This is a genomic window from Novosphingopyxis iocasae (genome assembly GCF_014334095.1).
Classification (GTDB): domain Bacteria; phylum Pseudomonadota; class Alphaproteobacteria; order Sphingomonadales; family Sphingomonadaceae; genus Novosphingopyxis; species Novosphingopyxis iocasae.
The window spans coordinates 1-23,804 of the sequence record NZ_CP060495.1 but is presented as its reverse complement, the minus strand read 5'-3'; the positions used below and the strand labels follow the sequence as shown (position 1 = coordinate 23,804).

Sequence of the window (23,804 nt, the reverse complement as noted above, 5' to 3'; positions counted from 1 at the left end):
GCATGACCATCACCGAAATCAATTTCGACGGCATCGTCGGTCCGAGCCACAATTACGCAGGCCTCAGCCCGGGTAACCTCGCCGCGACCAACAACAAGGGATCGGTCTCGCATCCGCGCGCGGCAGCGCTGCAGGGGGTTGAGAAGATGCGCGGCAATCTGCGGCGCGGGCTGCCGCAGGGCTTCTTCCTGCCGCTCGATCGGCCCAATCGACAGTGGCTCGACAGCCTTTCCACGGATTTATCCACAGCCGAAAATCATATCCGCGCTGCCGCTTACAGCGCGTCTGCCATGTGGACCGCCAACGCCGCCACCGTTTCGCCTGCGCCGGATACGCAGGACGGACGCTGCCATCTGACGGTCGCGAACCTCATCACCATGCCGCACCGCAGCCACGAATGGCGCGGCACACTGGCGCAGCTGAAGCTGGCTTTTGCCGATGAAGCCCATTTCGCGGTGCATGGCCCCGTGCCCCCGCCCTTCGGAGACGAAGGCGCGGCCAACCATATGCGGATGGCGGCCAGCCATGATGCCGCCGGGATCGAATTGTTCGTGCACGGCCGAACGGGCGGTTCCTTCCCCGCGCGCCAGCATATCGAGGCCAGCAAGGCCGTCGCGCGGGCGCATGGGCTGGACCCCAGCCGCGTGATCCATATCGAACAGGCCGCGAAGGCGATTGCCGAAGGCGCGTTCCACAATGATGTGGTCGCCGTCGCCAACGAGAATGTGCTGTTCGCGCATGAGCAAGCCTTCGCCGATCCCGACGCGACCTATGCCGAGATCCGCGCCAAGCTGCCGGAGGCGGAAATCGTCACCGTGCCTGCCGCGCGCGTGTCCCTGGCCGATGCCATCGCAAGCTATCTGTTCAACGCACAGCTCGTGACGCTGCCGGAGGACGAGATGGCGCTGATCGTGCCGCTGGAGGCCAAGGAGACACCGTCGGTCTGGGACTGGCTGCAGGAAATGACCGCCGGCAACGGCCCGATCCGCCGCGTAATCCCGGTCGATGTGCGCCAGTCCATGGCCAATGGCGGCGGCCCTGCTTGCCTGCGTTTGCGCGTGGTCGCCGATCCCGCGACGGTGGATCCACGCTTCCTGGCAGACGAGGCAAAGCTGGATCGGATCGCCGAAGTGATCGCCCAGCACTGGCCCGAGGATATTGCGCCCGCGCAGCTCGCCGATCCGAAGCTGGCCGAAGAGGTCGAAAGGGCCCGTGCCGCGCTGCTGCAAGCGCTGGAGCTGGGCGAGTTGCGCTGATCCGTCCTTCTCCTGCCGGGGGAAGGATACCTAACCTTGCTAGCTCCGCCAGCTAGGCGGAGTTGGATGAGGGTAAGGCCGGTTTTATGGACCGTTAGCGCCTTCCGGAACCACCACCCCCACCGCTGCGACCAGGTTCGCTGCGCTTAGCAAGTCTCGCGCCTCTGCCATTGAGGGGGAGGGGATTGCACACGCATGCAAAAGAAAATCGCTTCGACCGCAAGGTTCGGGAAGCCGTCCATGCCCTTCTGACTTAGCTTCGGTCCCGACTCACGAAAGGACCTCCCTATGACCTATTGCATCCGCGGACTCGACCCCGCTCCCTTCCAATCGCTCTACGGCCTCAGCGACACCGAGCTCGCAAAACTGGGCGCGCGGCGCGTGGTGGCGGACAGCAGCCCCGGCGTGCCGGACCGCATCGAACTGCGCGACCTTGACGTCGGCGAAACCGCCATCCTGCTCAATTACGAGCATCAGCCGGCTGACAGCCCCTACCGATCGCGTTACGCCATATTCGTACGCGAGGGCGCCGATACTCGCGCCCAGTTTCGCGACGAAGTCCCCGCCGTTATGCGGCAGCGGATGGTGGCGCTACGCGCATTCGACGCCGACGGGAATATCGTCGACGCAGAGCTGGCCGAAGGGGACGCCATCGAACCGGCGATCAAAAGGCTGCTCGGCAGCGGCGCAGCGGACTATCTCCACGTCCACTATGCCAAATATGGATGCTTCGCCGCCCGGGTCGACCGGGACTGACGGTTCTGCTGTCAGGGTTAACTGTCGGGTAACTTTACAATCGGGTCTCGCCGGACCCGTAATGATCCGCAGCCATCCGCGCTTGGCATGATGGTTGCTAAACCGTTAACATGTCTTTGCTGCATCGAATTCTGCGCCTGTTCATCGTAAAATCCCGGGCCGAGGTGTTTCTGATCACCTTCGGTTTGGCGCTGGGCGCCACGCAGCGCGGCGCGACCTATGTGCAGACCTATCCGGGCTGGCTGGGCTGGATCATGTTCGGCTGCTGCTGCGCCGCCGTGTTCATGGCCGGCGCAAAGATGTTGCAGGCCGTGGATCTGGAGCGCGAGCGGGACGGGCTCAGCTAGGCGTCTCGCCGTCCGGTTTGCGCCGTTCGATCTCGCGAGCGCGGCGGATGCGCAGGCCGATCATGAGCATAAACGGCCAGAACAATGTGTTCACCACATCCAGGCCGGTATCGGCCGGTCGCCAGCTACCTGTGGCCAGCCGGTCCATCACCTCGTTGAACAGCTCGGCCAGGCAGACGACCAGGAAGGGGATCGGCGTCGCCAGCGATTTGCGCGTCACCAGCCGCGCGATCAGCATGATCGCCAGCCCGGCATGGACATGCAGCAGCGAATCCGATGCGCCGGTATCGTCTCCGATCGCGATGATCGTGCCGTGATAGAGCTCGACGAAGTTCATATCGATCGGTTCGCCGTCTTAGGAATGTGGGGAAACTAGGTGGGAGGCTTCTGTTGCCCGGTGCCCCCCAAACCGCTGTAGTCTTTCTGTTGCCCGGCCGACCCGGCCGCGTTCTATTTGTGTAATGTCAGCCCGTTAGGGCATCAATTACGCAGCAAGAGCAAGTGCTTCGTTATCGTTGGCACTTATGAGTTTTGAGCCTTTAACGGGTTACTCAGCCCGGGCGAAAGCGCTGTCTTTCAACACACGTCGATCCTGGTTCGGCCCCGTCATGAGCCGCAGAAACTGCGGTTTATGGTGGAGCCGCCGGGTACTGCCCCCGGGTCCGCTGCGCCTATTGCACAACACACTTTATCGCCATAGCCGATCGAAACCGGCAAGCACCCATATAGGCGCTTGAAGCTGAATGAAAAGTGATTGCAAACCGCAGCTGGCGGAAAGGCGTGGGGTCGCCCTCCGCCTCAGCGTCCCGGCCGGGCCTCGGGCGCGGTCTGCAACGGCTCCGGATCGCCCGGCTGCACGGTGCCGAGGCTGGCGGGCGCAATCGAAACGCCGACAAGCCGCCAGCGCCCTTCCACCCACTGATAGCTGAAATCGAAATTCACCGCCGTGGGCCGCAGCCCGAAATAACCCTGCACGCGCATGACGCCGGGAGACACGATGGCGGGCGGCGCGCGATAAGTGGGCGCTAGCAGCAGCGTATTGGACAGGTCCGTTCCGCTCGCCCGCAAGCCGGCGAATATGCGCGCAAGCTGGCCGGGATCGTTGGCAATCTGGAATGCGGGCGCGCTGATATCGCGCAGCACCGAATAATTGCTTGAACGGTTCGCCTGATCGACCGCAACCATCGTGCTCCAAATCAACTTGGCCATCTCCAGCTCGCCCGGCACCGGCTGGCTGCTGACCGGGGGGGGCGCGGCACCCTGCGCCGAAAGGCCCGCCGGGATGGCAAGGCCCGATGCCAGAAAAACCATCGCGCCCAGCATCGGCCGATACATCCTGGTCATATCATCACCTCCATCTCTCTCCAGCACGGCCTCCTGCATCAGGCCATGGCGTTGCCTGATCAAGCGGTTTCGCCCGTGGCCCACCACACCGGAACGCCGGAGACACCCACGCATTTACCTCTCTCCGGACATGCTATAGACCCGCGTCCGAACTGCATCCACGTTTATGAACAGGTAGTTATGGTCCAACTAATCTCCCGCGAGCCGGCGACGGGCGAGCGCCTCTGGGAAGGCACGCAGTCCGACGTGGATGCCGAAGTTGCCGAAGCACGCGCCGCCTGGCCGAGATGGGCAAGCGCATCGCTGACCGACCGGATCGAGGTGATCCGCCGTTTCGCCAATATCGCGCGCGATGCCGAGGATGAGCTGGCGGACCTGATCGCGCGAGAGACCGGCAAGCCGGTGTGGGAAGCGCGCACCGAAGTGGCCGCCGTCGTCGGCAAGGTGGATATCTCGATCAAGGCTTATGCCGATCGCACCTCGCAGCGCCGTGTCGAGGGATCGGGCGCGCGCAACGCGCTGCGCCACAAACCGCATGGCGTGCTGGCGGTGCTTGGCCCCTACAATTTCCCCGCGCATCTGCCGAATGGCCACATGATCCCGGCGATGATCGCGGGCAATACGGTTCTGTTCAAGCCGTCCGAAAAGACCCCCGCAGTTGGTGAGAAACTGGTGGAGCTTTACCACCGGGCAGGCATCCCGAAGGGCGTGGTCCGTTGCGTTCAGGGCGGCCCGGATGTCGGCAAACAGCTCAGCAGCCATGACGACATCGATGGGCTACTGTTCACCGGCTCCGCGCGCACCGGCATTGCGCTCAACCGGCAATTCGCCACGCGTCCGGACAAGATCCTGGCGCTGGAAATGGGCGGCAACAATCCGATCATTGCCTGGGATGCGGACGACATTCACAGCGCCGCCGTGCTGGTGATCCAGTCTGCCTTCCTCACCGCCGGACAGCGCTGCACCGCCGCGCGCCGCCTGATCGTGAAGCGCAGTCAGGCCGACCAATTGATCGCCGAGGTAAAACGTACCGCGGACCGGCTGATTATCGATCACCCCCATGCCGATCCCGCGCCGTTCATGGGCCCGGTGATCGATAACAATACCGCCGACGGCCTGACCGAAAGCTTCGTCGCGCTGATGAGCCATGGTGGCCGGCCCATCAAACACATGCGCCGCCCGGATGAGACCCTTCCGTTCGTAACGCCGGGCATTATCGATGTCACCGACATGCCCGAACGCCCCGATATCGAGCTGTTCGGACCGCTCCTCCAGGTGATCCGCGTCGATGAGTTCGACGAGGCGATCGCGGAGGCGAACAACACCCGCTTCGGCCTGTCCGCTGCGCTGGTGGGCGGCGACAGCAAGCTCTATGACAAATTCTGGGCGAACAGCCGCGCCGGGATCGTCAATTGGAACGGCACCACCAACGGTGCCACCAGCCACGCGCCGTTTGGCGGCATCGGCCTGTCCGGCAACCACCGCCCGAGCGCCTATTACGCCGCCGACTATTGCGCCTTTCCGGTGGTATCCGCGGAGAACGACAAGCCCAATGCCCGTATCGGCATCGGCATCAAGGCCGACGAATATCACCCTGCCGAAGCAAGCGAGGAATAGGTCTGCGCGAAAGCGGACGGGTTAGAATATTCTTAGCTAAAGCTTCCCTTCACCCCGGCCAACGCTTCCTCATTTGCGCCGGAGGACGCCCGCCTCCATCTCCTGCATCATGACTGAAGCTACCACCATCGGCACCGTCCATCTGGTCGGTGCAGGCCCCGGCGACCCTGAGCTGCTGACGCTGAAAGCCGCGCGGCTGATCGAGCGGGCGCGGTTGATCGTCCATGACGGCCTTGTCGCGCCGGAAATCATGGCAATGGCGCGCCCTGATGCGCGCTTGATCTCGGTCGCCAAGAAGCGCGCGCGCCATACGCTGCCGCAGGAAGACATCAACGCTCTGCTGGTGGCTGAAGCTAAGGCGGGTCATGATGTCGTGCGGCTGAAGGGCGGCGATCCGTTCGTCTTCGGGCGCGGCGGCGAGGAGGCCGAGGAACTGCGCGCCGCGGGCGTTCCGGTGGAAGTCGTCCCCGGCATCAGCGCCGCGAATGGCTGCGCGGCCGAAGCGCTGCTCCCCCTTACCCACCGCGAGGATGCGAGCGCGGTCACCTTCGTCGCGGGCCAGTGCAAGGGGCTGAGTGATCAGAATTGGGCGGGGCTAGCGGGCAAGGGCCGCACGCTCGTCATCTATATGGGCGTCGCGACGGCCGATGCGATTTCGGAAAAGCTGATCGACGACGGCCTGTCGCCCGATACGCCGGTTGCCGTGCTGGAAAACGGCACCCGCGGCGACGCCCGCGCTATCCGAACGCTGCTGACCGATCTCGGCGCGATGATTGCGCGCGAAGAGGTGAAAAGCCCCGCGCTGATCGTGGTGGGCGATGTAGTGAAGCGCTCGAACGCGCTGGATAAATTTCGGCAGTCCGTTCGCGCTGCGCTAATGGTTTCTGGAGAATTGCGATGATCATTCTTACCGGCAACGACCTCAAGACCGGCGACGTCATCTGGTGGGCGGGCGAGACTGAATGGTCCCGCCATCTCTCCGATGCCGTCGATGCGGGCACGGAAGCAGACGCGATCCTGCAGCGCGAGGATGCGGCCCGCCGCGTCAATGCGGGCTACAGCGTGGAAGCCGAACAGACCGATCGCGGCCCGATGCCGCTCCACATCAAGGACCGGGTGCGCGCCAGCGGCCCGACGGTGCGGCAAGACCTTGCCATCGACACCAGCGTACCGATCGAGAAGGCGTAAGACCGATGTACCAGTACGATCAATATGACCACAGCCTCGTCGCCTCGCGCGTCGCGGAATTCCGTGACCAGTGCGAGCGCCGCCTGTCCGGCGAAATGACCGAGGATCAGTTCAAGCCGCTGCGCCTGCAGAACGGCCTCTATCTTCAGCTGCACGCCTATATGCTGCGCGTCGCCATTCCCTATGGCACGCTGTCGGGCCATCAGATGCGTATGCTGGCTAAAATCGCACGCAAATATGACCGTGATTATGGGCACTTCACCACGCGCCAGAACATCCAGTACAACTGGATCAAGCTGGAGGACGCCGCTGATATCCTGGCCGATCTCTCGACCGTGGAGATGCATGCGATCCAGACGAGCGGAAACTGCATCCGCAACATCTCGTCCGATCAATATGCCGGTGCCAGCGCCGAAGAGGCCGCCGATCCGCGCCCCTGGGCGGAACTGCTGCGGCAATGGTCCAGCTTCCACCCGGAATTCGCGCATCTGCCGCGCAAGTTCAAAATCTGCGTCATCGCGTCCGACACCGACCGCGCAGCCATGCGCCTGCACGATATCGGCATTCAGCTGGTGACGAACGATGCGGGTGAGCTTGGCGCACGCTTCTATGTCGGCGGCGGCATGGGCCGGACGCCCATGATCGCCCCGATGATCCGCGAGTTCGTCTCCGCCGACGATCTGATCAGCTACTGCGAGGCGTGCCTGCGCGTCTACAACCGCTACGGACGGCGCGACAACAAGTACAAGGCGCGCATCAAGATCCTGGTGCATGAGCTTGGCGCGGAAGAATATACGCGCCAGGTCGAGGAAGAATTCGCGCACATCAAGACGCTGGACCTCGATCCTCCGGCGGCCGAGCTGGAGCGTATCAAGGCCTTCTTCGCGGCCCCCGCATTCGAAGACGATGCGCCGACGCAGGTCGATCTGACCGATCCCGATTTCCGCATCTGGCACGATCAGAATGTGGCTGAGCACAAGCATCCCGGCTATGCCATCGCCACCATCAGCCTGAAGCCGGTCGGCGGCATTCCGGGCGATGCGACGGCGGATCAGATGGATTTGATGGCCGAGCTTGCCGAGCAATACAGCTTCGACGAGTGCCGCGTGACGCATAGCCAGAACATCGTTCTGCCGCATGTGAAGAAGGCCGATCTTTACGCGCTGTGGCAGAAGCTCGACGCGGCCGGCCTGGCGCCTGCCAATCTCGATCTGATCGGCGACATGATCGCCTGCCCCGGCCTCGATTATTGCAGCCTGGCCAATGCCCGCTCGATCCCGCTGGCGCAGAAGATTTCGCAGCGCTTCGCGGATCAGAGCCGCCAGAAGGATCTGGGCGAGCTGAAACTGAAGATTTCGGGCTGCATCAACGCCTGCGGGCATCACCATGCCGGCCACATCGGCATCCTCGGCGTCGATCGGAAAGGCGTGGAAAATTACCAGCTGCTTTTCGGCGGATCGGGCGCGGAGGATGTGAGCCTGGCCAAGATCACCGGCCCCGGCTTTACCGAGGACGGCGTGGTCGATGCGATCGAAACCGCGACCAACCTCTATCTGGAACGGCGCGAAGAAGGCGAACGCTTCGTCGACACTTATCGCCGTATCGGCATGGAGCCATTCAAGGAGGCGCTTTATGGCTGACGTCCAACTCCGTTACCGCGACGACGAACCGTCCGCCGAACCGGCTGTTTCGGTCGAAGCCTTCCAGGGCCAGACCAACGCATCCACCGTCCTGCTCGAATCGGGCGAGGATGCGCGCGAGCTGCTGCCCGTGCTGGATCGGCTGAAGCTCGTCATCGTGCATTTCCCCTCCTTCATGGATGGGCGCGGCTATTCTGCCGCCCGCATCCTGCGCGAGGCAGGATATAAGGGCGAACTGCGCGCCAGCGGCGACGTGCTTGTCGATCAGATCCGCTATATGCGCCGCTGCGGGTTCGACAGCTTTGCGCCGGACGAACCGCTGGACGAGGCCGCCGTCGAGCGCGCGCTTGGCTTTTACGACCATGTCTATCAGCCCGCCGCCGATGACGCAGTGCCGGTCTGGAAGCTGCGTCATGGGTAAGGAAGTGCGCATCCGCGACCGAATCGACGTTTCGCCGCGTTTCGTGGAGAGCGATGCGATTCGCCTGAACAACATGTTCCGGGGACGCGACACGGCGGAAATGCTGGAAAGCGTCATTCGCGATCAACTTGCCGGGGATGTCGCGCTTGTTTCGTCCTTCGGGGCGGAAAGTGCGGTGTTGCTGCATCTGGTGTCGCAGGTTGACCGCAGTCTTCCGGTGCTCTTCCTGGAAACCGGCAAGCACTTCCCCGAAACGCTCGCTTATCGCGATGAGCTGACGGATCGGCTGCGCCTCAACCTTATCAACCTTACGCCCGATCCGGACGAGTTGGCCGCAAAGGATGAGTCGGGCCTGCGCTGGTCCTATGATCCAGATGGCTGCTGCGACATCCGCAAGGTGCGTCCGCTCGCCCGAGCGATGGAGCGCTTCGATGCTTCTATTACGGGCCGTAAGGGCTTCCAGTCGGCCACCCGCCGCGGCCTGCCCCGGTTCGAGATCGATGCCAGCGATGGCGAGGGGCGGCTTAAGATCAACCCGCTGGCCGATTGGGACACCGCGCGGATCGAGGACTATTTCGAGCGCCATGATCTGCCGCGCCATCCGCTGGTGGCCGAAGGTTATCCCTCGATCGGCTGCGCGCCGTGCACCAACAAAGTGCGCCCCGGTGAAGACCCTCGTTCGGGCCGCTGGTCCGGCTGGGACAAGACCGAGTGCGGCATTCATTCGGACGGCGACCAAGCCGTATTCTGAAAACGCGCGGGAACTTTCCGCCATTTCCGTCATTCGTTGCGCGGCAGCAACAGCGACCATTAACTGACATAAATTTGTCAGTGGCCGGAACCGTGCGCATGGCTCATGCGTCTGATTGCCTACCCCATATGCTCAGCCGTGGTTAGTTTATGATTCACCAGTTGCTCTATCGGAGCCGAGCCGACATCGAAGTGTCGCCCGTGATTCTCGCATGCATCGGGCATCAGGCGGAAGAACGAAATCCCACCCTTGGTATCACCGGTTTGCTTTGCCATCAGGATGGCATGTTCATTCAGGTGCTTGAAGGCCCGCGCAGCGCCGTGGAGCTGATGATGGAAAAGATCGCCGACGACGGGCGCCATCATGAGATTGAGGTGATAAGCCGCCGCGATATTCCCGAGCGTGAGTTTGGGCAGTGGGCGATGGCGGTAATCTGCGAGAATGACGAGCGCGCGGTAGAACTGCTCGATCGCGGGTTCGAGAACGTATCTGGCGAGCCGATGGTGGTCAGCGCTGGCTATCACGATATCGAGCGCATCAATATGCTGCGGGCCGATTGACTTTCACGCGCGCGGCGTTATGCAGCCGCACATAGAAATTCGCGGTCGCCGGAGACGGCGGCCCTTTTTGTTTTGACGAAGTGGACTTGATGTCATGAAGCGCACCTTTCAGCCGAGCAATCTCGTGCGCGCCCGCCGCCACGGTTTCCGCAAGCGCATGGCGACTGCCAGCGGCCGCAAGATTCTGCGCGCCCGCCGTGCACGCGGCCGCAAGAAGCTGTCCGCCTGAGCGAAAGTCGGCCCGCGCTCCCGCCTCTCATGAAGATGCGGGATCGCAAATCCTTTCTTGCCGCCAATCGCGGGCGTCGCTTTGCGGCGCCCGGTTTCGTGCTGCTCGTCCATGACAGGCGAGACGGCGATGCCGCGATTCGCGTCGGCTACACCGTCACCAAGAAAATCGGCAATGCGGTTGTGCGCAACCGCATGAAGCGCCGCCTGCGCGAACTCGCGCGCGAGGCGCTGCCGGGAGGCGGCCAGCCCGGCGCGGACCATGTGCTGATCGGACGCGCCGGCGGGATCGAGCGCGATTTCCAGGCGCTGCGCGCAGAGCTGGCGACAGCGTTGCGCAAAACGGTGCGCTTGCCCTCCCCCAAGACCGAAAGCGCTACCGATTTCGGGAAAGCTGGCCAGTGATCGCCCGCGCGCTGATCCTGATCGCGCGCGGATGGCAGCTCGGCCCCTCGCGCATCCTGCCGCCCACCTGCCGCTACACGCCCAGCTGTTCCGCTTACGCGATCGAAGCCCTGCAGCGACACGGCGCGATTAAGGGTAGCTGGCTTGCGGCGAAGCGGTTATTGCGCTGCCAACCTTGGGGCGGCCATGGCCATGACCCCGTGCCCTGACGCTTTCCGAGGCCTGTTCGTCTCGCGTCCCCACTGACCAACGGAACCCACGTGGAAGATCGCCGCAATATCATCATCGCCGTCCTGCTGATCGGCATCATTCTGTTTGGCTGGCCCTATATCACGGGCCATTTCTTTCCGAACAACGAAGCCGCGTCCGCGCCGGTTGCGACCACGGATGAAGCCGCGCCGCCGGCCAATCCCGATGTGGTCGTGCCCACGAGCGCGGCGGGGCAGCGCAATCTGCAGGCCGCCTTGTCCGACGGGCCGCGCATCCAGGTCGATACGCCAAAGCTCGACGGCTCGATCAGCCTCACCGGCGCACGCATCGACGATATGATGCTGAAGAAATATCGCGTCGGCCTTGCCAAGAATTCGTCGGAGGTCCGCCTGCTGGCCCCTCCGGGCACCAAGGACGCCTATTTCTCGCGCTTCGGCTGGCTCGGCGAGGGCATCGAGCTGCCCAACGACAAAACCGTCTGGCAGGCAAGCGGCCCGCGCCTGACGCCCGAGACCCCGGTCACGCTCAGCTGGCGGAACGGCACCGGGCAGATCTTCCAACTGGTGCTGTCGATCGACGACAATTATCTCATCACCGTCGATCAGAAGGTCGCCAATCAGGGCGGCGGCCCGGTTGCGGTGCGCCCCTACGGCCTCATCAGCCGCCGCGGCGGCTCTCCCGACAAGAGCACCTGGACCATCCATGTCGGTCCGATGGGCGTGTTCGACGGCGCCGCCGATTATGACTGGAACTATGACGATGTCGAGGAAGCCGGGCCCAAGGGCGCGCAGTTCGAGACGACCGGCGGCTGGTTGGGCTTCACCGACAAATATTGGCTGACCGCGCTGGTGCCCGACCAGAAATCGCCGATCGACGCGGCCTTCCGCGCTTCCGGAGACGTCTATCAGGACGAGATGCTACGCAAGACGCCCAGCGTCATCCAGCCCGGCAAGCAGATTACGCAGCGCAGCTATTTCTTCGTTGGCGCGAAGGAAACCGACGTTCTGGATGCCTATCAGGACAAGCTGGGCTTCGAGAAATTCTCGCTCGCGATCGACTGGGGCTGGTTCCGGCCGATCGAGAAGATGTTCCTCTACATCCTCACCTGGCTGTACGATCTGACCGGCAATTTCGGTGTGGCGATCATCTGCCTGACGCTGATCGTGCGCGGCCTGATGTTCCCGATCGCGCAGAAGCAGTTCAAATCGATGGCGCAGATGAAGGCCATCCAGCCGAAGATGAAGAAGCTTCAGGAAAAGCATAAGGAGGACAAGCAGAAGCAGCAGCAGGAGCTGATGAAGCTTTACAAGGAGGAAAAGGTCAATCCGCTGGCCGGCTGCCTTCCCATGTTCCTTCAGATCCCGGTGTTCTTCGCGCTCTACAAGCTCTTGATGCTGTCGATCGAGATGCGCCACCAGCCCTTCGCGCTGTGGATTCAGGATCTTTCCGCGCCGGATCCGCTGACGCCGGTGAACCTGTTCGGCCTGCTGCCGTTCGATCCGCCCGGCATGCTGCACATCGGCCTGCTGCCGATCCTCTTGGGCGTCACCATGTTCTTCCAGTTCCGCATGCAGCCGATGACCGATCCGGTGCAGAAGCAGATGTTCTCCATCATGCCCTGGGTGATGATGGTATTCATGGCGCCCTTCGCCGCGGGTCTGCAGCTCTACTGGGTGGCGAGCAACCTGTTCACCATCGCCCAGCAGCGCCTGCTCTACGCCCGCCATCCCGAGCTGAAGGAGCAGATGAAGCGCGACGCCGAGGAAAAGCAGCGCGAACGCGAGGCGAAAAAGGCTTCGAACTGATCCTGTCCTCCCCGAGTTTGGCTCGGGGAGGATGTCCGCGCATTCGAAGGTTAGTTGACGACCGATTCCGTAGCCCTGAGCCTGTCGAAGGGCGGTTCTCCTTCGAGAACCGTGCTTCGACAAGCTCAGCACTCACGGATTTGGGCCAGATGTAACCCCGATGCAGGGCGGATGCCGGATTTGCTCAGCTTCTCAAAACGCCCCCCATTCGCGCAGGTAGGATTTTCTATCCTACTCGGCCCCCCTCCCCTAGGATCGCCCGCATGACCATCACGCCCTCCCTCCATATGCCGCCCACTCTCAATAGGCCGGGGGAAAACAGCCTCCCCCGTATGCGGACGTTCGTGACCTTACGATCACCGGCTGCCCTATTCATCGATTCGATCGATCAGGAGACGCACCCGTGATTGCAGACCACAACGCTCTTTTCTCAGGGCCGGTGAACTTCCTGAAGTCGGCGCCGAAGCTGGAATTCCTGCCCGAGCCGGACGCGCCCGAGATCGCCTTTGCGGGCCGTTCCAATGTCGGCAAATCCTCGCTGATCAACGCGCTGCTCGGCCGCAAGGCGATAGCGCGGACATCGGTGACGCCGGGCCGGACACAGGAACTCAACTTCTTCGAAGTCGGCACCCCGCCGCTCTTCCGCATCGTCGATATGCCCGGCTACGGTTACGCCAAGGCGCCGGTGAAAACGGTGCAGCGCTGGCGCTATCTCGTGAACGATTATCTGCGCGGGCGGCAGGTGCTGACGCGCACCTTCCTGCTGATCGATGCGCGCCGCGGCATCGGCAAGGTGGACGAGGAGATGATGGCCATGCTGGATGCCGCCGCCGTCAGCTATGCCGCCGTCCTCACCAAGACGGACAAGGTCAAACAGACCGAGCGCGATTCGGTGGCCGCGAAAGTGGAGGCCGAACTGCGAAAGCACCCCGCCGCCTTTCCGGGCCTGATCCTGACCTCTTCCGAAAAAGGCTACGGCATCGAGGAACTGCGCAACGCCGTGCTCGACGCGGTGCCGGAGTGAGCAACGCCCTTCCCCCCTTCCCCGCCAACCGTTAGGCCCAGGCACATGAAACTGATCATCGGCAACAAGGCCTATTCCAGCTGGTCCATGCGCGGCTGGCTGGCGGCCAAGCAATCCGGCCTGTCCTTCGAGGAAATCCTCGTGCCTCTCTATACCGACGACTGGGATGACCGGAAGCGCGAGGAAGACATGGCGCCCAGTCACGGCAAGGTGCCTATCCTGTGGGACGGGGAAAGCGTGATCTGGGATTCGATCGCGATCGTCGACTGGCTGGCCGACAAGACCGGGCGGGATCGCTTCTGGCCCAAGGACGAGGTCGCACGCGGCATGGCCCGATCCATGTGCGCGGAGATGCACTGCAGCTTCATGGCGCTGCGCCGCGAATGCCCGATGAACACGCGCCGCCAGTTCCCCGATCATGAAATCAGCGAAGATGCGCGCGCCGATGCCATCCGCGTGCTGCAATTATGGGCGGAGGCCCGCGCCCGATTCGGCAAGGCCGGGCCGTTCCTGTTCGGCACGTTCAGCGCTGCGGACATCATGTACGCGCCCGTCGCCTCGCGCTTTCGCACCTATGATTTCAAGCTGCCGGGCTTCGCCGCATCTTATTGCGACGCCATCCTGGGGCACCAATGGGTGCGCGACTGGTATGAGGCCGCCGAGGCGGAGGACTGGACGCTGGATCGGTACGAAGATCTTGGGGCCGAGACGGCATGAGTAGCGCGCCGGAGCATGCCAAACGTCTGATCGCTTGTGAGAGCGTGACCCCCGCCACCGGCGCGGTGTTCGATGCGCTGGAGGCGATGCTGGAGCCGCTGGGCTTCAACGTTACGCGCTTCACCGCAGGCGAGGATGCGCCCGCCGGGCCGGTAGAAAATCTCTACGCCGTGCGCGGCACCGGCGCCCGCCATTTCGCCTTTGCCGGGCATCTCGACGTCGTCCCCGCCGGTAACGGCTGGACGGGTGACGCGTTCGAGCCGGAAGAACGCGGCGGCCTGCTCTATGGGCGCGGCGCGGTGGACATGAAGGGCGCGATCGCCGCCTTCGTCGCCGCGCTGGACGATGTGCCGGAAGATGCCGGGCGGATCAGCCTGATCATCACCGGGGACGAGGAAGGCGATGCCGTCCACGGTACGCGCGCGCTGATGGAATATATGGCCGAGCATGCCATCGTGCCGGACATGTGCCTGGTGGGCGAGCCGACGTCCGTCGCCAAGCTGGGCGATATGGTGAAGATCGGCCGGCGCGGATCCGTAAACATGTGGGTCACGGTAAAGGGCACGCAGGGCCATGTCGCCTATCCGCAAAATGCCGACAATCCGATCACCAAGCTGGTCTCCATCCTCGCCGAACTGGACCGCGTGACGCTGGACCGCGGCACGGACTGGTTTCAGCCGTCGAACCTGGAGGTGACCGATCTTACGGTCGGCAACCGGGCGCACAACGTCATCCCGGGAGAGGCGAGCGCGCGGCTGTCGATCCGCTTCAACGACCGGCATACCGGCGCTGGGCTGACCGAGATGGTCCGTACCGTCGCGCAGCTGCACGGCGGCGAAGTGGAAGCGATCGTATCTGGCGAACCCTTCCTTACACCGCCTGGCGAACTTAGCGAAATCGTGGCGGGGGCGATCACCAAGGTGACGGGGATCGAGCCCGAACTCTCCACCAGCGGCGGAACGTCCGATGCGCGTTTCCTGTCCAAGCTGTGCCCGGTGGTGGAATTCGGCCTGCGCAATGCGACCATGCACAAGCTGGACGAGGCGGTGGAACTGGACGATCTGGACAAGCTGACGGTAATCTACCGCGAAATCCTGCTGAGCGCGCTGAGCGATCCGGCGGGATAATATTCACTTCCGTTCGGGCTGAGCTTGTCGAAGCCCCGTCCTTTCTGGCCGAGTAGAAGTACGGCCCTTCGACAAGCTCAGGGCAAACGGAATTTATTTAGGTCACAAACACTTACCGGCTTTTTCTCAGCACGATATACAGTGCGCCCTCGCCGCCATGGCGCGGATGCGCGCCGCGGACCGAGGCGATGCGACCCGCATGGCGTGAGGCCGCCAGCCAGTCCCGCACCGCCGCGCGGATTGCGCCGCGCCCTTCGCCGCTCGCCCGGTCATGCCCTCGGTCCCTGCCTGTCACGAGCAGGATGGTGCGGTAACCCATCGCCACCGCCTGCTCGAGCGCGCCGTCTAAGCGATCATAGGCCCCGGCCAGATTGCGGCCGTGCAGGTCGATCTGGAGATCGGGCTCCAGCCGTCCCTTGCTGATCTTGCGGTCCCAACTGCCGTCGAGGCGCTGGGACGACGGCGGTGGCGGCGGCGGCACTGGCAGCGGACGCGCCACAGGCACCCGCCCCTTCGGCTTGTTGGGTGGCGGCGCCTGAGGGGAAGCAGCTTTGGCAGGCGGAACGGGCGGCGGCGGAGCGGGCCTTGCTTTCTCGATCGGGCGCACCGTCGCAATCACCCGGGCCCACAGCGCCTGCTCCTCCGCATCCAGTTGGCGGCGGCTCATCGGATAGGCCTGCCGGTCAAAGCCCCAGCCGTGCAGCCGAGGCCTTGGGGATCAGCACCAGCGCACTGCCGCGCGCGGACATACCGCCAGCAATAGCCCGCGCTTCCTCGCCCGCGCCCCAGAAAGTGTCGAACCGGTTCGCGCCCTTGATAGCCCCGCCGGTATCCTGCGCCACCCAGATGCCGTTCGGCTCTGCCCGGTCGAGCGAAACCCAGACCGGCGCGCCCAGCGGAACGAAATTGGGGTCCGCCGCCACCGTGACGCGGGGTGTGACGGCATAGCCCATCGCGCCCAGCGGTCCCGGTCCGGTCAGTTCCTGAAAGAACACATAGCTTTTGTTCTCATCCATGATGCGCCGCCCTTCCTCTGGGTGGCGGCGAAGCCAGGAAACGATACCTTGCATAGAACTCTCGCCGGGGCCGAGCAGCCCGCGATCCTTCATCAGCCTGCCGATGCCGGTATAGGCGCGCCCGTTCTGGCTGGCATAACCGATGCGCATCACGCCGCCGTCGGGCAGACGGAGCCGCCCCGAACCCTGCACCTGCAGGAAGAACAGCTCGACTGGATCGGCGGCCCAGCCAATCACCGGCGCGCGTCCTTCCAGCGATCCGTTCACGATCTGGGCACGGTCATCGTAAAGCACCAAGCTTGTGCCATCGACTTTTCCGCGGACTTTCTTGCCGGCCAGCTCTTCGTTGAACTGGCCCAGGTCCACATCGATCAGATCGCGCGGGCGACCATAGATGGGCGTATCGTAACCGGCGCGGCGATGGCGCGATCCGGCAATCTCCGGCTCGAAATAGCCCGTTGCGAAGGCGGTCCCATCGCTCACCTGCACGGGCGTGAACCAGCGCGCAAAGAAGGCGGCGGCATCGCGGTCCGAAGCACTGGCGGCGGCAGCGCACGCTTCGCTCCAGTCTTCATTTTGCGTCAGACCGCTGCGATCGGTGCGGCGTTGCAGGCCGGGGCAGCTAAGCCGGAAGGCCCCGAGAGCCGAAACCGCACGGGCGGGATCGAGGTTGAGCGAAGCAATCGCGGGGCCGCGCTGCAGGGCGCTGGCCGCCGCCGTCAGCCCGTCACCGCGCGCGGCGCCCGAAGGCAAAGGCGCGCGCGCCGTCGCCGGGATCGGCACAGCCGCGCGGTCACCTGAAGCGGGGCCGCGCATCGGCACGGGCGGCACCGGCACAGGGCTGGTCGAAGGCGTTTCATAGCCAAGCTGTGGCGGGCGCTCTCTCGATGCGCTGCGCACGCCGCCATCGGGGACGATACCCGAACAGGCAGACAGCAGAACGGCGGCCGAAGCCGCCGCAACCAAATTTCTCATGGAATGGAAAAGACCGGTCATCCCGGTCTGATGTCAAACCGTTGCGGTCTCGACAAGCGTCCAATTGGGATCGTTCGAGGTCAGGTCGCGCTGGAAGGTCCACACATCATGAGCTTCGATCGCGTCCGTCATGGATCCGCCGATCACATTGCCGTCCTTGTCCCGCACCAGCGCCGCAATGTCCGAATCGAACTGCAGCGTGACGCGCGCGATCGGGCGGCGATAATCCGCCTCGGTAATCTTGGCTTCCTCGATACGCACGAGGCGGTGCTCCAACGTCTCGCCGCGCTCCTCGCGGGCATCGATCGCTTCGATGAAGCTGCGGCCGACTTCTTCATCGGTCAGATATTCCAGCGTCTCGCGGTCACCGCTCCAGAAAGCCTCCAGTACCATGCGATAGGCCGACTTGGCGCCTTCCACGAAGCGGGCAGGATCGAAATCCCGGTCGGCAGCGGCGATGGCAGCCAGATCGCGGCTTGCGGAAGCGGCGGCAGGAACATCGCCGATCTGCGGTGCGCCCTCGCGCTTGTCCTCATTCGGGCGCGGCGCGGCGACCGGCGCGCGCGGCGCTTCTTCCACGCGGCGCGGCATCGGCTCCTGCTCATGCCCCGTGCGCTTGCCGAGCACGGAATAGAGGCGCAGGCCAAGAAAACCTGCGAGCAACGCTAGGATGATGATTTCGGGCGTCACGATGCCTCCGATAAGCGCAAATTGGCCGCAACCCAAAAGCGGTACGGCTTTCCGATACATAGGTTGAATGCGGTCAGCTTTCAAATCTCTTTACAATGTTTGGCCCGCTAGCGCCGCGATGCGGTGCTGGGACGCGCTGAGCGGCGCATGGATGCGGTGCCGGTTGCTCTATCCCCCCGCCACTGCTAGTCGCGCTCGCAATCCGATGCCGGGGCCGAACGGCCGCCTGCACCACCCAACAGACAGGACGCATATCATGGCCGAAGAAGGCATCGATCTGGAAAATCTCAACGCGGGCGAGACGATGGCGAACGGCGCCGACAACGGCCCGACCGTTGGCGTACTCAGCCAGTATGTGAAAGACCTGTCGGTCGAGAACCCGAACGCTCCAGACAGCTTCAATTGGGCCGGCCAGCCGCAGATCGACGTCAGCGTCAACATTCAGTCCAACGCCCTGAATGAAGAGGTTCACGAAGTTGCGCTGAAGCTGAACGTCCAGGCGAACAGCGAAAAGGGCGTCAGCTTCATCGTCGAGCTGGTCTATTGCGGCCTTTTCGGCCTACGCAATGTGCCCGAAGAAGCGGCGCACCCGTTCCTCTTTGCCGAAGCGCCGCGCATCATCTTCCCGTTCGCCCGTCGCATTCTGGCCGATGCCGTGCGCGATGCCGGCTATCCGCCGCTGATGCTGGAGCCGATCGACTTCAACCAGCTCTATCTGCAGCAGCGCGAGCAGGCGGCAGGTCAGCCGGGCGGCGAAGCGCCGGTCGGCCAGGCCTGAGCCTGATGGTGGCGGCCGCCGCTCCGGCGACGGCCGCACCGCTTGAAAAGAGGCGGGCGTGAACCTCGCCAAATCTCTCGGCTCCATCGGCGGCCTGACGCTCGTCAGCCGCGTGCTTGCGCTCGTGCGCGATGCGTTGCAGGCCCGCTATGTCGGCGCAGGCTTCGCTTCGGACGCCTTCCTCGTCGCATTCCGCCTGCCGAACATGTTCCGCGCGCTCTTCGCGGAAGGGGCGTTCTCGGCGGCGTTCATTCCGATGTTCAACCGCCGCGTGGCCGAGGGCGGCGGCAAGCCCGCCGGCTTCGATTTTGCCGAGCGCACGCTGTCCGTGCTGTTCCCGATCGTCGCGGTCTTCACGATCGTGCTTCTGCTCGCGGCTTTTCCGCTGACCTACGCCTTGTCGGGTGGCTTTAACGATCCCACGCCCGCACAATTCGCGTTCGCGGTCACGCTATCGCGGATCACCATTCCCTATCTGCTGATGATCAGCCTGGTGTCGCTCCTTGGCGGCATATTGAACTCGCTCGATCGTTATTGGGTCAATGCCGCCGCGCCGATTCTGCTGAACCTCGCGATGATCGCGGGCCTCGGCCTTTTCCATGGTGACGATGCCTATGAAACGGCGATGGTGCAGGCGCTTTCGGTCACCGCGGGCGGGGTGCTGCAGCTGCTGTTCCTGATCTGGGGCTGCCGCCGCGCCGGCATCAAATTGTCGCTCAAGCTGCCGCGGATCGACAAGGATATCCGCCGCCTGTTCAAACTGATCCTCCCTGCCGCCGCGGGGGCGGGCGCGACCCAGATCAACCTGCTTATCTCCACCGCGCTGGCCGGAGGCCTGCTGGCGCCGGGCGCGATCAGCTACATCTATTATGCGGACCGGCTGAACCAGCTGCCGCTCGGCCTGATCGGCATTGGCCTCGGCACCATCCTGCTCCCCACGCTCTCGCGGCTTCTGGGCGAAGACAAGCCGGACGAGGCAATGCACATGCAGAACCGCGGGATCGAACTGGCGCTGTTCCTGACGCTGCCCGCCACCATCGCGTTCCTGACCATCGCGGACCCGATCGTGCGCGGGCTTTTCCAGCGCGGCGCGTTCAGCGCGGAGGCGACCCAGGCCACCGGCCAGGTGCTCGCCGCCTTCTCGATCGGCCTTCCCGCTTATGTGATGATCAAGGTGCTGACGCCCGGCTATTATGCGCGGCACGACACGCGCACGCCGGTGCGTTTCGCCATGATCGCGATTGCGGTCAACATCGTCGGCAATCTCGCGCTCATCCCCACCATCGGCTATCTCGGACCACCGCTGGCAACGGCTGTGTCGGCGAGCATCAATGCGTTCCTGTTGTTCTGGACGCTGCGCAAACGCGGGCAGTTTGAGGCCGATGCGCAGCTTGTGCGCCGTCTGCCGCGCCTTGCGATTGCAGCGCTTCTGATGGGCGCAGCGCTGTGGTTTTCCCGCCCCCTCGCCGTCCCGCATATGAGCGGGTCGCTCATCGAAAAGTCCATCACGCTTGCCATCCTTTGCTCGGCTGGCGGCGCGGTCTATTTCGCCGCCTGTTTCCTCACCGGCGCCTTTCGTTTAGGCGACATCCGCGCGATGGTTCGCCGCCGCGCGCCCACTTCTTCCGCACCCCAACAGGAAACCGACTGATCATGCGCGTCGTCTCCGGCATTCAGCCCACCGGCAATCTCCACCTCGGCAATTATCTCGGCGCGATCGTCAACTGGGTGAAGATGCAGGACGAGGGCGAGTGCCTGTTCTTCCTGGCGGACCTACACGCCATCTCCATGCCGCACGATCCCGCCACCTTGCGCGCCGGCACGCGTGAGATGGCGGCTGCGCTGATCGCCAGCGGCGTCGATCCCGACAAGGCGACCTTGTTCAATCAGGCCAGCGTGCCCGCCCATGCGGAGCTGCAATGGCTGCTCAACGGCACCGCGCGCATGGGCTGGCTGAACCGCATGACGCAGTTCAAGGACAAGTCGGGCAAGAATCGCGAAGGCGCCAGCATCGCCCTGTTCGCCTATCCCGTGCTGCAGGCGGCGGACGTGCTTCTTTACAACGCCACCCATGTGCCCGTGGGCGACGATCAGAAGCAGCATCTGGAGCTGGCCCGCGATATCGCGGAAAAGTTCAACCACGATTCCGGCACCGAAACTTTCGTGCTGCCCGAACCCTATATCGGCCAGCACGCCGCGCGGATCATGTCCTTGCGCGACGGTAGCGCCAAGATGAGCAAGTCCGATCCGTCGGACATGAGCCGGATCAATCTGGCGGATGATGCCGATACCATCGCCAAGAAGATCAAGAAGGCGAAGACCGATCCTGAGCCTCTACCTGAGACGATGGAAGAGCTGGAAGGTCGCCCCGAAGCGCGCAATCTGGTGGCGATCTACGCCGCTCTGGAAGACCGCGCGCCCGCCGACGTGCTGGCAGACCATAGCGGTAAGGGTTTCGGCCAGTTCAAGCCGGCTCTCGCCGATCTCACCGTCGCGAAGCTGGCGCCGATTTCCGAGCGCTTCAACGCGCTGAAAGACGATGACGCCGCAATCGACGCGATACTTGCCAAGGGCGCAGCCAAGGCGTCCGAAACCGGCGCACCGATCCTTGCCAGCGCGTACGAGGCTTTGGGCCTCCTGCGCTGACCGGGATCGCGCGCCTGCGCGCGCATCTTTCGAGACCGTGAACAAATGGCGGCAATTGCAGCCAAGCGTGTTCCGTGTGCGTTCAATTGATGTTCAGTGGCGGAACGCTATGTTCTGTCATAACATCAATCCCGCGCCCCGTTTGTGTGTCGGCGTGTGTATCGGAGGAGCCCGCCCATGTTTTCCATTCAGTTCAAGAAAGCCGCGAAAATCGCCGCGCCGGCCATGCTGCTGGGACTAGCGGCCTGTGCCACGCCGTTTCAGGCCAATGTGTCCCGCTTTCAGCAGCTGCCGCCCGCACAGGGGCAGACGTTCACCATCGTCGCTGAAGATCCGGCCAATGCCGGCGGTATCGAATTTGGCGAATATGCCAACATCGTTGCGTCCGAGATGGTCCGGCAGGGCTATCGTCCGGCAGCCAGCCCCGCTGCCGCCGATCTGGTCGTGAGCTTCGGTTACGGTGTCGATGATGGCCGCGAAAAGATCGTAAGCGATTATTCGCCCTTCGGCCGCGCCGGATTTTACGATCCGTTCTGGGGCCCCCGCTTCGGCCGTGGGTTCTACGGTCGTCGATTCATCTATGGCTGGAATGACCCGTTCATTTATGGCGGCGGCCTGGGCTTCGGCGGGCCGGACATCCGCAGCTATACCGTCTATACCGGGGAGATCGATCTGAAGATCGACCGCGCCGGAACCGGCGAGCGTCTGTTCGAAGGCCGCGCTCAGTCGCATTCGCGCACCGATAATCTTACCTATCTGGTGCCCAATCTGGTCGAGGCCATGTTCACAGGCTTCCCCGGCAACAGCGGAGAAACGGTACGCATCTCGGTTGCGCCGCCCTCGCGGAGCTGAGCCGCGGCGATAGCGAATACGAAAAAGGCGGCCTGCGAGGCCGCCTTTTTTATGGGTCGATTCTGTCGAGCAAAATAAGGCGCTCAGGCCTCCAGCTGACGCAGCAGCGCGCGGACGTCGTTATCCATCTCGCTATCCTTGCCGCGCAGTTCCTCCACCAGACGAACTGCGTGGATCACAGTGGAATGGTCACGGCCGCCGAATTTACGGCCGATTTCCGGATAGCTGCGCGGGGTCATCATCTTGGCGATATACATCGCTACCTGACGCGGGCGCACCACGGCGCGGGCACGGCGCTTGGAGCTCATCTCGCTGCGGTCGATCCGGTAATACTCGCACACGGTGCGCTGAATCTCATCGATCGTGATGCGGCGGCGACAGGCGCTGAGGATGTCCTTCAGCTGCTCTTCGGCCAATTGCTTGGAGACGGGCTTACCGGTCAGCTGCGCATAAGCGAGCAGCTTGTTAAGGCCGCCCTCCAGCTCGCGCACATTGCGGCTGATCGTGCGGGCCAGGAATTCGACCACCTCATCGCCGACCTGAACCGACGGCATACGCTCCAGGCGCTGTTCCAGGATCGTGCGGCGCAGCTCCAGATCCGCCGGCTGAATATCCGCGACCAGACCTTGCGACAGGCGCGAGAGGATGCGCTGATCTACGCCGTCCAACGCCTGGGGCGCGCGGTCCGCAGCCACCACCAGACGGCGGCCCGAGCCGACGATCGCATCGATCGTGTGCAGGAACTCCTCCTGCGTGGACATTTTGCCGATGATGAACTGGATGTCGTCGATCAGCAGCAGATCGGCAGCGCGCAGGCGCTGTTTGAACGCCATCGTGTCCTTGGCGCGCATCGCGGTCACGAATTCCATCATGAAGCGCTCGGCGGGCATATAGACCACCTTCGCGCCCGGATTCCCCTCTCGCCAGGCATGGCCGATGGCGTGCATCAGATGGGTCTTGCCCTGCCCCGTCGCCGCCTGAAGATAGAGCGGATTGAACAAGGGCGCTTCGGGCGCCGCCATACGCTCGGCTGCGGTGAAAGCCAGCACATTCGCCTGTGCCTTAACGAAATTGGCAAAGGTGTACCGCGGATCGAGCGCGCTGTCCTGCGCCGCTGCGCTATCGCGTTCGATCGGCGCGGCATCCTCGACAGGGCGCAGGCGATGGATCTGCGCGCCATTGGGCTGCGACCGGATCGCCAGCGTGCGCACCTCCGGAATCACGCTCTTCCACGCCAGGCTCAGCCGATCGACATAATGATCGCGCACCCATTTGGCCGAAAAGTCGGACGGCAGCAGTAGCTCCAGCGTGCCTTCATCCGAATTGAAGCTGCCGAGCTTTATTGGGCGGATCCATTGCCCGAAGATCTGTGCGCCAAGATCACGGCGCAGCCCCCCCACGATGCTCTGCCAGGCTTCGCCCAGCATCTCGTCCGTCGATCCTTCATGCAT

Annotated in this window: 27 protein-coding genes and 1 other RNA gene; 21 read left to right on the top strand and 7 right to left on the bottom strand. The window is 63.7% G+C overall.

All coding sequences use genetic code 11. From position 1 onward, the window contains the following. Positions 1-2 precede the first annotated feature (2 nt). The 3 genes from H7X45_RS00140 to H7X45_RS00130 all read left to right on the top strand — a co-directional run bounded on the left by H7X45_RS00140 (position 3) and on the right by H7X45_RS00130 (position 2,359). Positions 3-1,256, top strand: a complete 1,254-nt coding sequence (locus H7X45_RS00140; RefSeq protein ID WP_187335588.1) for an N-succinylarginine dihydrolase — start codon at positions 3-5, stop codon at positions 1,254-1,256. A 288-nt stretch (positions 1,257-1,544) separates the two neighbouring features. Beyond that, positions 1,545-2,012, top strand: coding sequence for a DUF1203 domain-containing protein (locus tag H7X45_RS00135; RefSeq protein WP_187335587.1), 468 nt, complete (start codon positions 1,545-1,547; stop codon positions 2,010-2,012). Between the two features lie 110 nt (positions 2,013-2,122). Next, positions 2,123-2,359: a hypothetical protein gene (locus H7X45_RS00130; RefSeq protein ID WP_343061088.1), complete on the top strand. Its 237-nt coding sequence runs from the start codon at positions 2,123-2,125 to the stop codon at positions 2,357-2,359. On the opposite strand, the gene H7X45_RS00125 is transcribed toward H7X45_RS00130, so the two are convergent. The 3 genes from H7X45_RS00125 to H7X45_RS00115 form a co-directional block, all read right to left on the bottom strand. After that, the gene (locus tag H7X45_RS00125; protein ID WP_187335586.1) at positions 2,352-2,696 is read right to left on the bottom strand and encodes a hypothetical protein; all 345 of its coding nucleotides are present in this window, start codon (positions 2,694-2,696) and stop codon (positions 2,352-2,354) included. The genes H7X45_RS00130 and H7X45_RS00125 overlap by 8 nt on opposite strands. A 74-nt stretch (positions 2,697-2,770) precedes the next feature. Beyond that, positions 2,771-3,113, bottom strand: a transfer-messenger RNA (tmRNA) gene (gene ssrA / locus H7X45_RS00120). Positions 3,114-3,157: 44 nt separating this feature from the next. After that, complete coding sequence (locus tag H7X45_RS00115) at positions 3,158-3,703, bottom strand: hypothetical protein (protein WP_187335585.1); 546 nt, start codon at positions 3,701-3,703, stop codon at positions 3,158-3,160. A gap of 180 nt (positions 3,704-3,883) precedes the next feature. Here H7X45_RS00115 and astD point away from each other — a divergent pair, with 180 nt between their 5' ends. The 14 genes from astD (at position 3,884) to dapE (ending at position 15,396) form a co-directional block, all read left to right on the top strand. Then, a complete protein-coding gene (gene astD / locus H7X45_RS00110) occupies positions 3,884-5,320 on the top strand; it encodes a succinylglutamate-semialdehyde dehydrogenase (RefSeq protein ID WP_187335584.1) in 1,437 nt (478 codons plus the stop codon). Between the two features lie 109 nt (positions 5,321-5,429). Continuing rightward, positions 5,430-6,221: a uroporphyrinogen-III C-methyltransferase gene (gene cobA / locus H7X45_RS00105; protein ID WP_187335583.1), complete on the top strand. Its 792-nt coding sequence runs from the start codon at positions 5,430-5,432 to the stop codon at positions 6,219-6,221. Next, on the top strand, positions 6,218-6,508 hold the full coding sequence (locus tag H7X45_RS00100; RefSeq protein WP_187335582.1) for a DUF2849 domain-containing protein: 291 nt from the start codon (positions 6,218-6,220) through the stop codon (positions 6,506-6,508). The genes cobA and H7X45_RS00100 overlap by 4 nt, the downstream gene beginning before the upstream one ends. Positions 6,509-6,513: 5 nt before the next feature. Beyond that, positions 6,514-8,148, top strand: coding sequence for a nitrite/sulfite reductase (locus H7X45_RS00095; protein ID WP_187335581.1), 1,635 nt, complete (start codon positions 6,514-6,516; stop codon positions 8,146-8,148). Next, a complete protein-coding gene (locus H7X45_RS00090) occupies positions 8,141-8,569 on the top strand; it encodes a DUF934 domain-containing protein (RefSeq protein ID WP_187335580.1) in 429 nt (142 codons plus the stop codon). Before H7X45_RS00095 ends, H7X45_RS00090 begins: the two co-directional genes overlap by 8 nt. Beyond that, a complete protein-coding gene (locus tag H7X45_RS00085) occupies positions 8,562-9,320 on the top strand; it encodes a phosphoadenylyl-sulfate reductase (protein WP_187335579.1) in 759 nt (252 codons plus the stop codon). The genes H7X45_RS00090 and H7X45_RS00085 overlap by 8 nt, the downstream gene beginning before the upstream one ends. Positions 9,321-9,469: 149 nt before the next feature. Continuing rightward, on the top strand, positions 9,470-9,880 hold the full coding sequence (locus tag H7X45_RS00080; RefSeq protein ID WP_187335578.1) for a BLUF domain-containing protein: 411 nt from the start codon (positions 9,470-9,472) through the stop codon (positions 9,878-9,880). Between the two features lie 94 nt (positions 9,881-9,974). Then, positions 9,975-10,109, top strand: a complete 135-nt coding sequence (rpmH, locus tag H7X45_RS00075) for a 50S ribosomal protein L34 (RefSeq protein ID WP_187335577.1) — start codon at positions 9,975-9,977, stop codon at positions 10,107-10,109. Between the two features lie 29 nt (positions 10,110-10,138). Beyond that, entirely contained in the window at positions 10,139-10,513 is a 375-nt protein-coding gene (rnpA, locus tag H7X45_RS00070) for a ribonuclease P protein component (RefSeq protein ID WP_246449507.1), read from the top strand. Next, complete coding sequence (yidD, locus tag H7X45_RS00065) at positions 10,510-10,722, top strand: membrane protein insertion efficiency factor YidD (RefSeq protein ID WP_187335576.1); 213 nt, start codon at positions 10,510-10,512, stop codon at positions 10,720-10,722. Before rnpA ends, yidD begins: the two co-directional genes overlap by 4 nt. Positions 10,723-10,773: 51 nt before the next feature. Then, positions 10,774-12,528: a membrane protein insertase YidC gene (yidC, locus tag H7X45_RS00060; protein ID WP_187335575.1), complete on the top strand. Its 1,755-nt coding sequence runs from the start codon at positions 10,774-10,776 to the stop codon at positions 12,526-12,528. Between the two features lie 403 nt (positions 12,529-12,931). Continuing rightward, positions 12,932-13,552, top strand: a complete 621-nt coding sequence (yihA, locus tag H7X45_RS00055; protein ID WP_187335574.1) for a ribosome biogenesis GTP-binding protein YihA/YsxC — start codon at positions 12,932-12,934, stop codon at positions 13,550-13,552. A gap of 45 nt (positions 13,553-13,597) precedes the next feature. Then, complete coding sequence (locus tag H7X45_RS00050) at positions 13,598-14,269, top strand: glutathione S-transferase family protein (protein ID WP_187335573.1); 672 nt, start codon at positions 13,598-13,600, stop codon at positions 14,267-14,269. Continuing rightward, positions 14,266-15,396, top strand: a complete 1,131-nt coding sequence (dapE, locus tag H7X45_RS00045; RefSeq protein WP_187335572.1) for a succinyl-diaminopimelate desuccinylase — start codon at positions 14,266-14,268, stop codon at positions 15,394-15,396. Before H7X45_RS00050 ends, dapE begins: the two co-directional genes overlap by 4 nt. A gap of 112 nt (positions 15,397-15,508) precedes the next feature. On the opposite strand, the gene H7X45_RS00040 is transcribed toward dapE, so the two are convergent. Genes H7X45_RS00040 through H7X45_RS00030 form a run of 3 tightly spaced genes read right to left on the bottom strand, consistent with a single transcriptional unit; the run spans position 15,509 to position 18,077 of the window. Further along, positions 15,509-16,063: a Smr/MutS family protein gene (locus H7X45_RS00040; protein WP_187335571.1), complete on the bottom strand. Its 555-nt coding sequence runs from the start codon at positions 16,061-16,063 to the stop codon at positions 15,509-15,511. Between the two features lie 16 nt (positions 16,064-16,079). Continuing rightward, positions 16,080-17,387, bottom strand: coding sequence for a murein transglycosylase A (gene mltA / locus H7X45_RS00035; RefSeq protein WP_187335570.1), 1,308 nt, complete (start codon positions 17,385-17,387; stop codon positions 16,080-16,082). A gap of 33 nt (positions 17,388-17,420) precedes the next feature. After that, positions 17,421-18,077: a Tim44/TimA family putative adaptor protein gene (locus tag H7X45_RS00030; protein WP_246449505.1), complete on the bottom strand. Its 657-nt coding sequence runs from the start codon at positions 18,075-18,077 to the stop codon at positions 17,421-17,423. A gap of 256 nt (positions 18,078-18,333) precedes the next feature. Here H7X45_RS00030 and secB point away from each other — a divergent pair, with 256 nt between their 5' ends. From secB to H7X45_RS00010, 4 genes are all read left to right on the top strand, one after another. Further along, positions 18,334-18,855 carry a protein-export chaperone SecB gene (gene secB, locus H7X45_RS00025; RefSeq protein ID WP_187335568.1) on the top strand — a complete coding sequence of 174 codons (522 nt, stop codon included), beginning with the start codon at positions 18,334-18,336 and terminating at the stop codon, positions 18,853-18,855. 58 nt (positions 18,856-18,913) lie between these two features. Next, the gene (gene murJ, locus H7X45_RS00020) at positions 18,914-20,506 is read left to right on the top strand and encodes a murein biosynthesis integral membrane protein MurJ (protein ID WP_187335567.1); all 1,593 of its coding nucleotides are present in this window, start codon (positions 18,914-18,916) and stop codon (positions 20,504-20,506) included. Positions 20,507-20,508: 2 nt separating this feature from the next. Then, complete coding sequence (trpS, locus tag H7X45_RS00015; RefSeq protein ID WP_187335566.1) at positions 20,509-21,501, top strand: tryptophan--tRNA ligase; 993 nt, start codon at positions 20,509-20,511, stop codon at positions 21,499-21,501. A 177-nt stretch (positions 21,502-21,678) separates the two neighbouring features. Next, a complete protein-coding gene (locus H7X45_RS00010; protein WP_187335565.1) occupies positions 21,679-22,353 on the top strand; it encodes a DUF4136 domain-containing protein in 675 nt (224 codons plus the stop codon). A gap of 83 nt (positions 22,354-22,436) precedes the next feature. On the opposite strand, the gene dnaA is transcribed toward H7X45_RS00010, so the two are convergent. Next, a complete protein-coding gene (gene dnaA / locus H7X45_RS00005) occupies positions 22,437-23,804 on the bottom strand; it encodes a chromosomal replication initiator protein DnaA (protein WP_187335564.1) in 1,368 nt (455 codons plus the stop codon).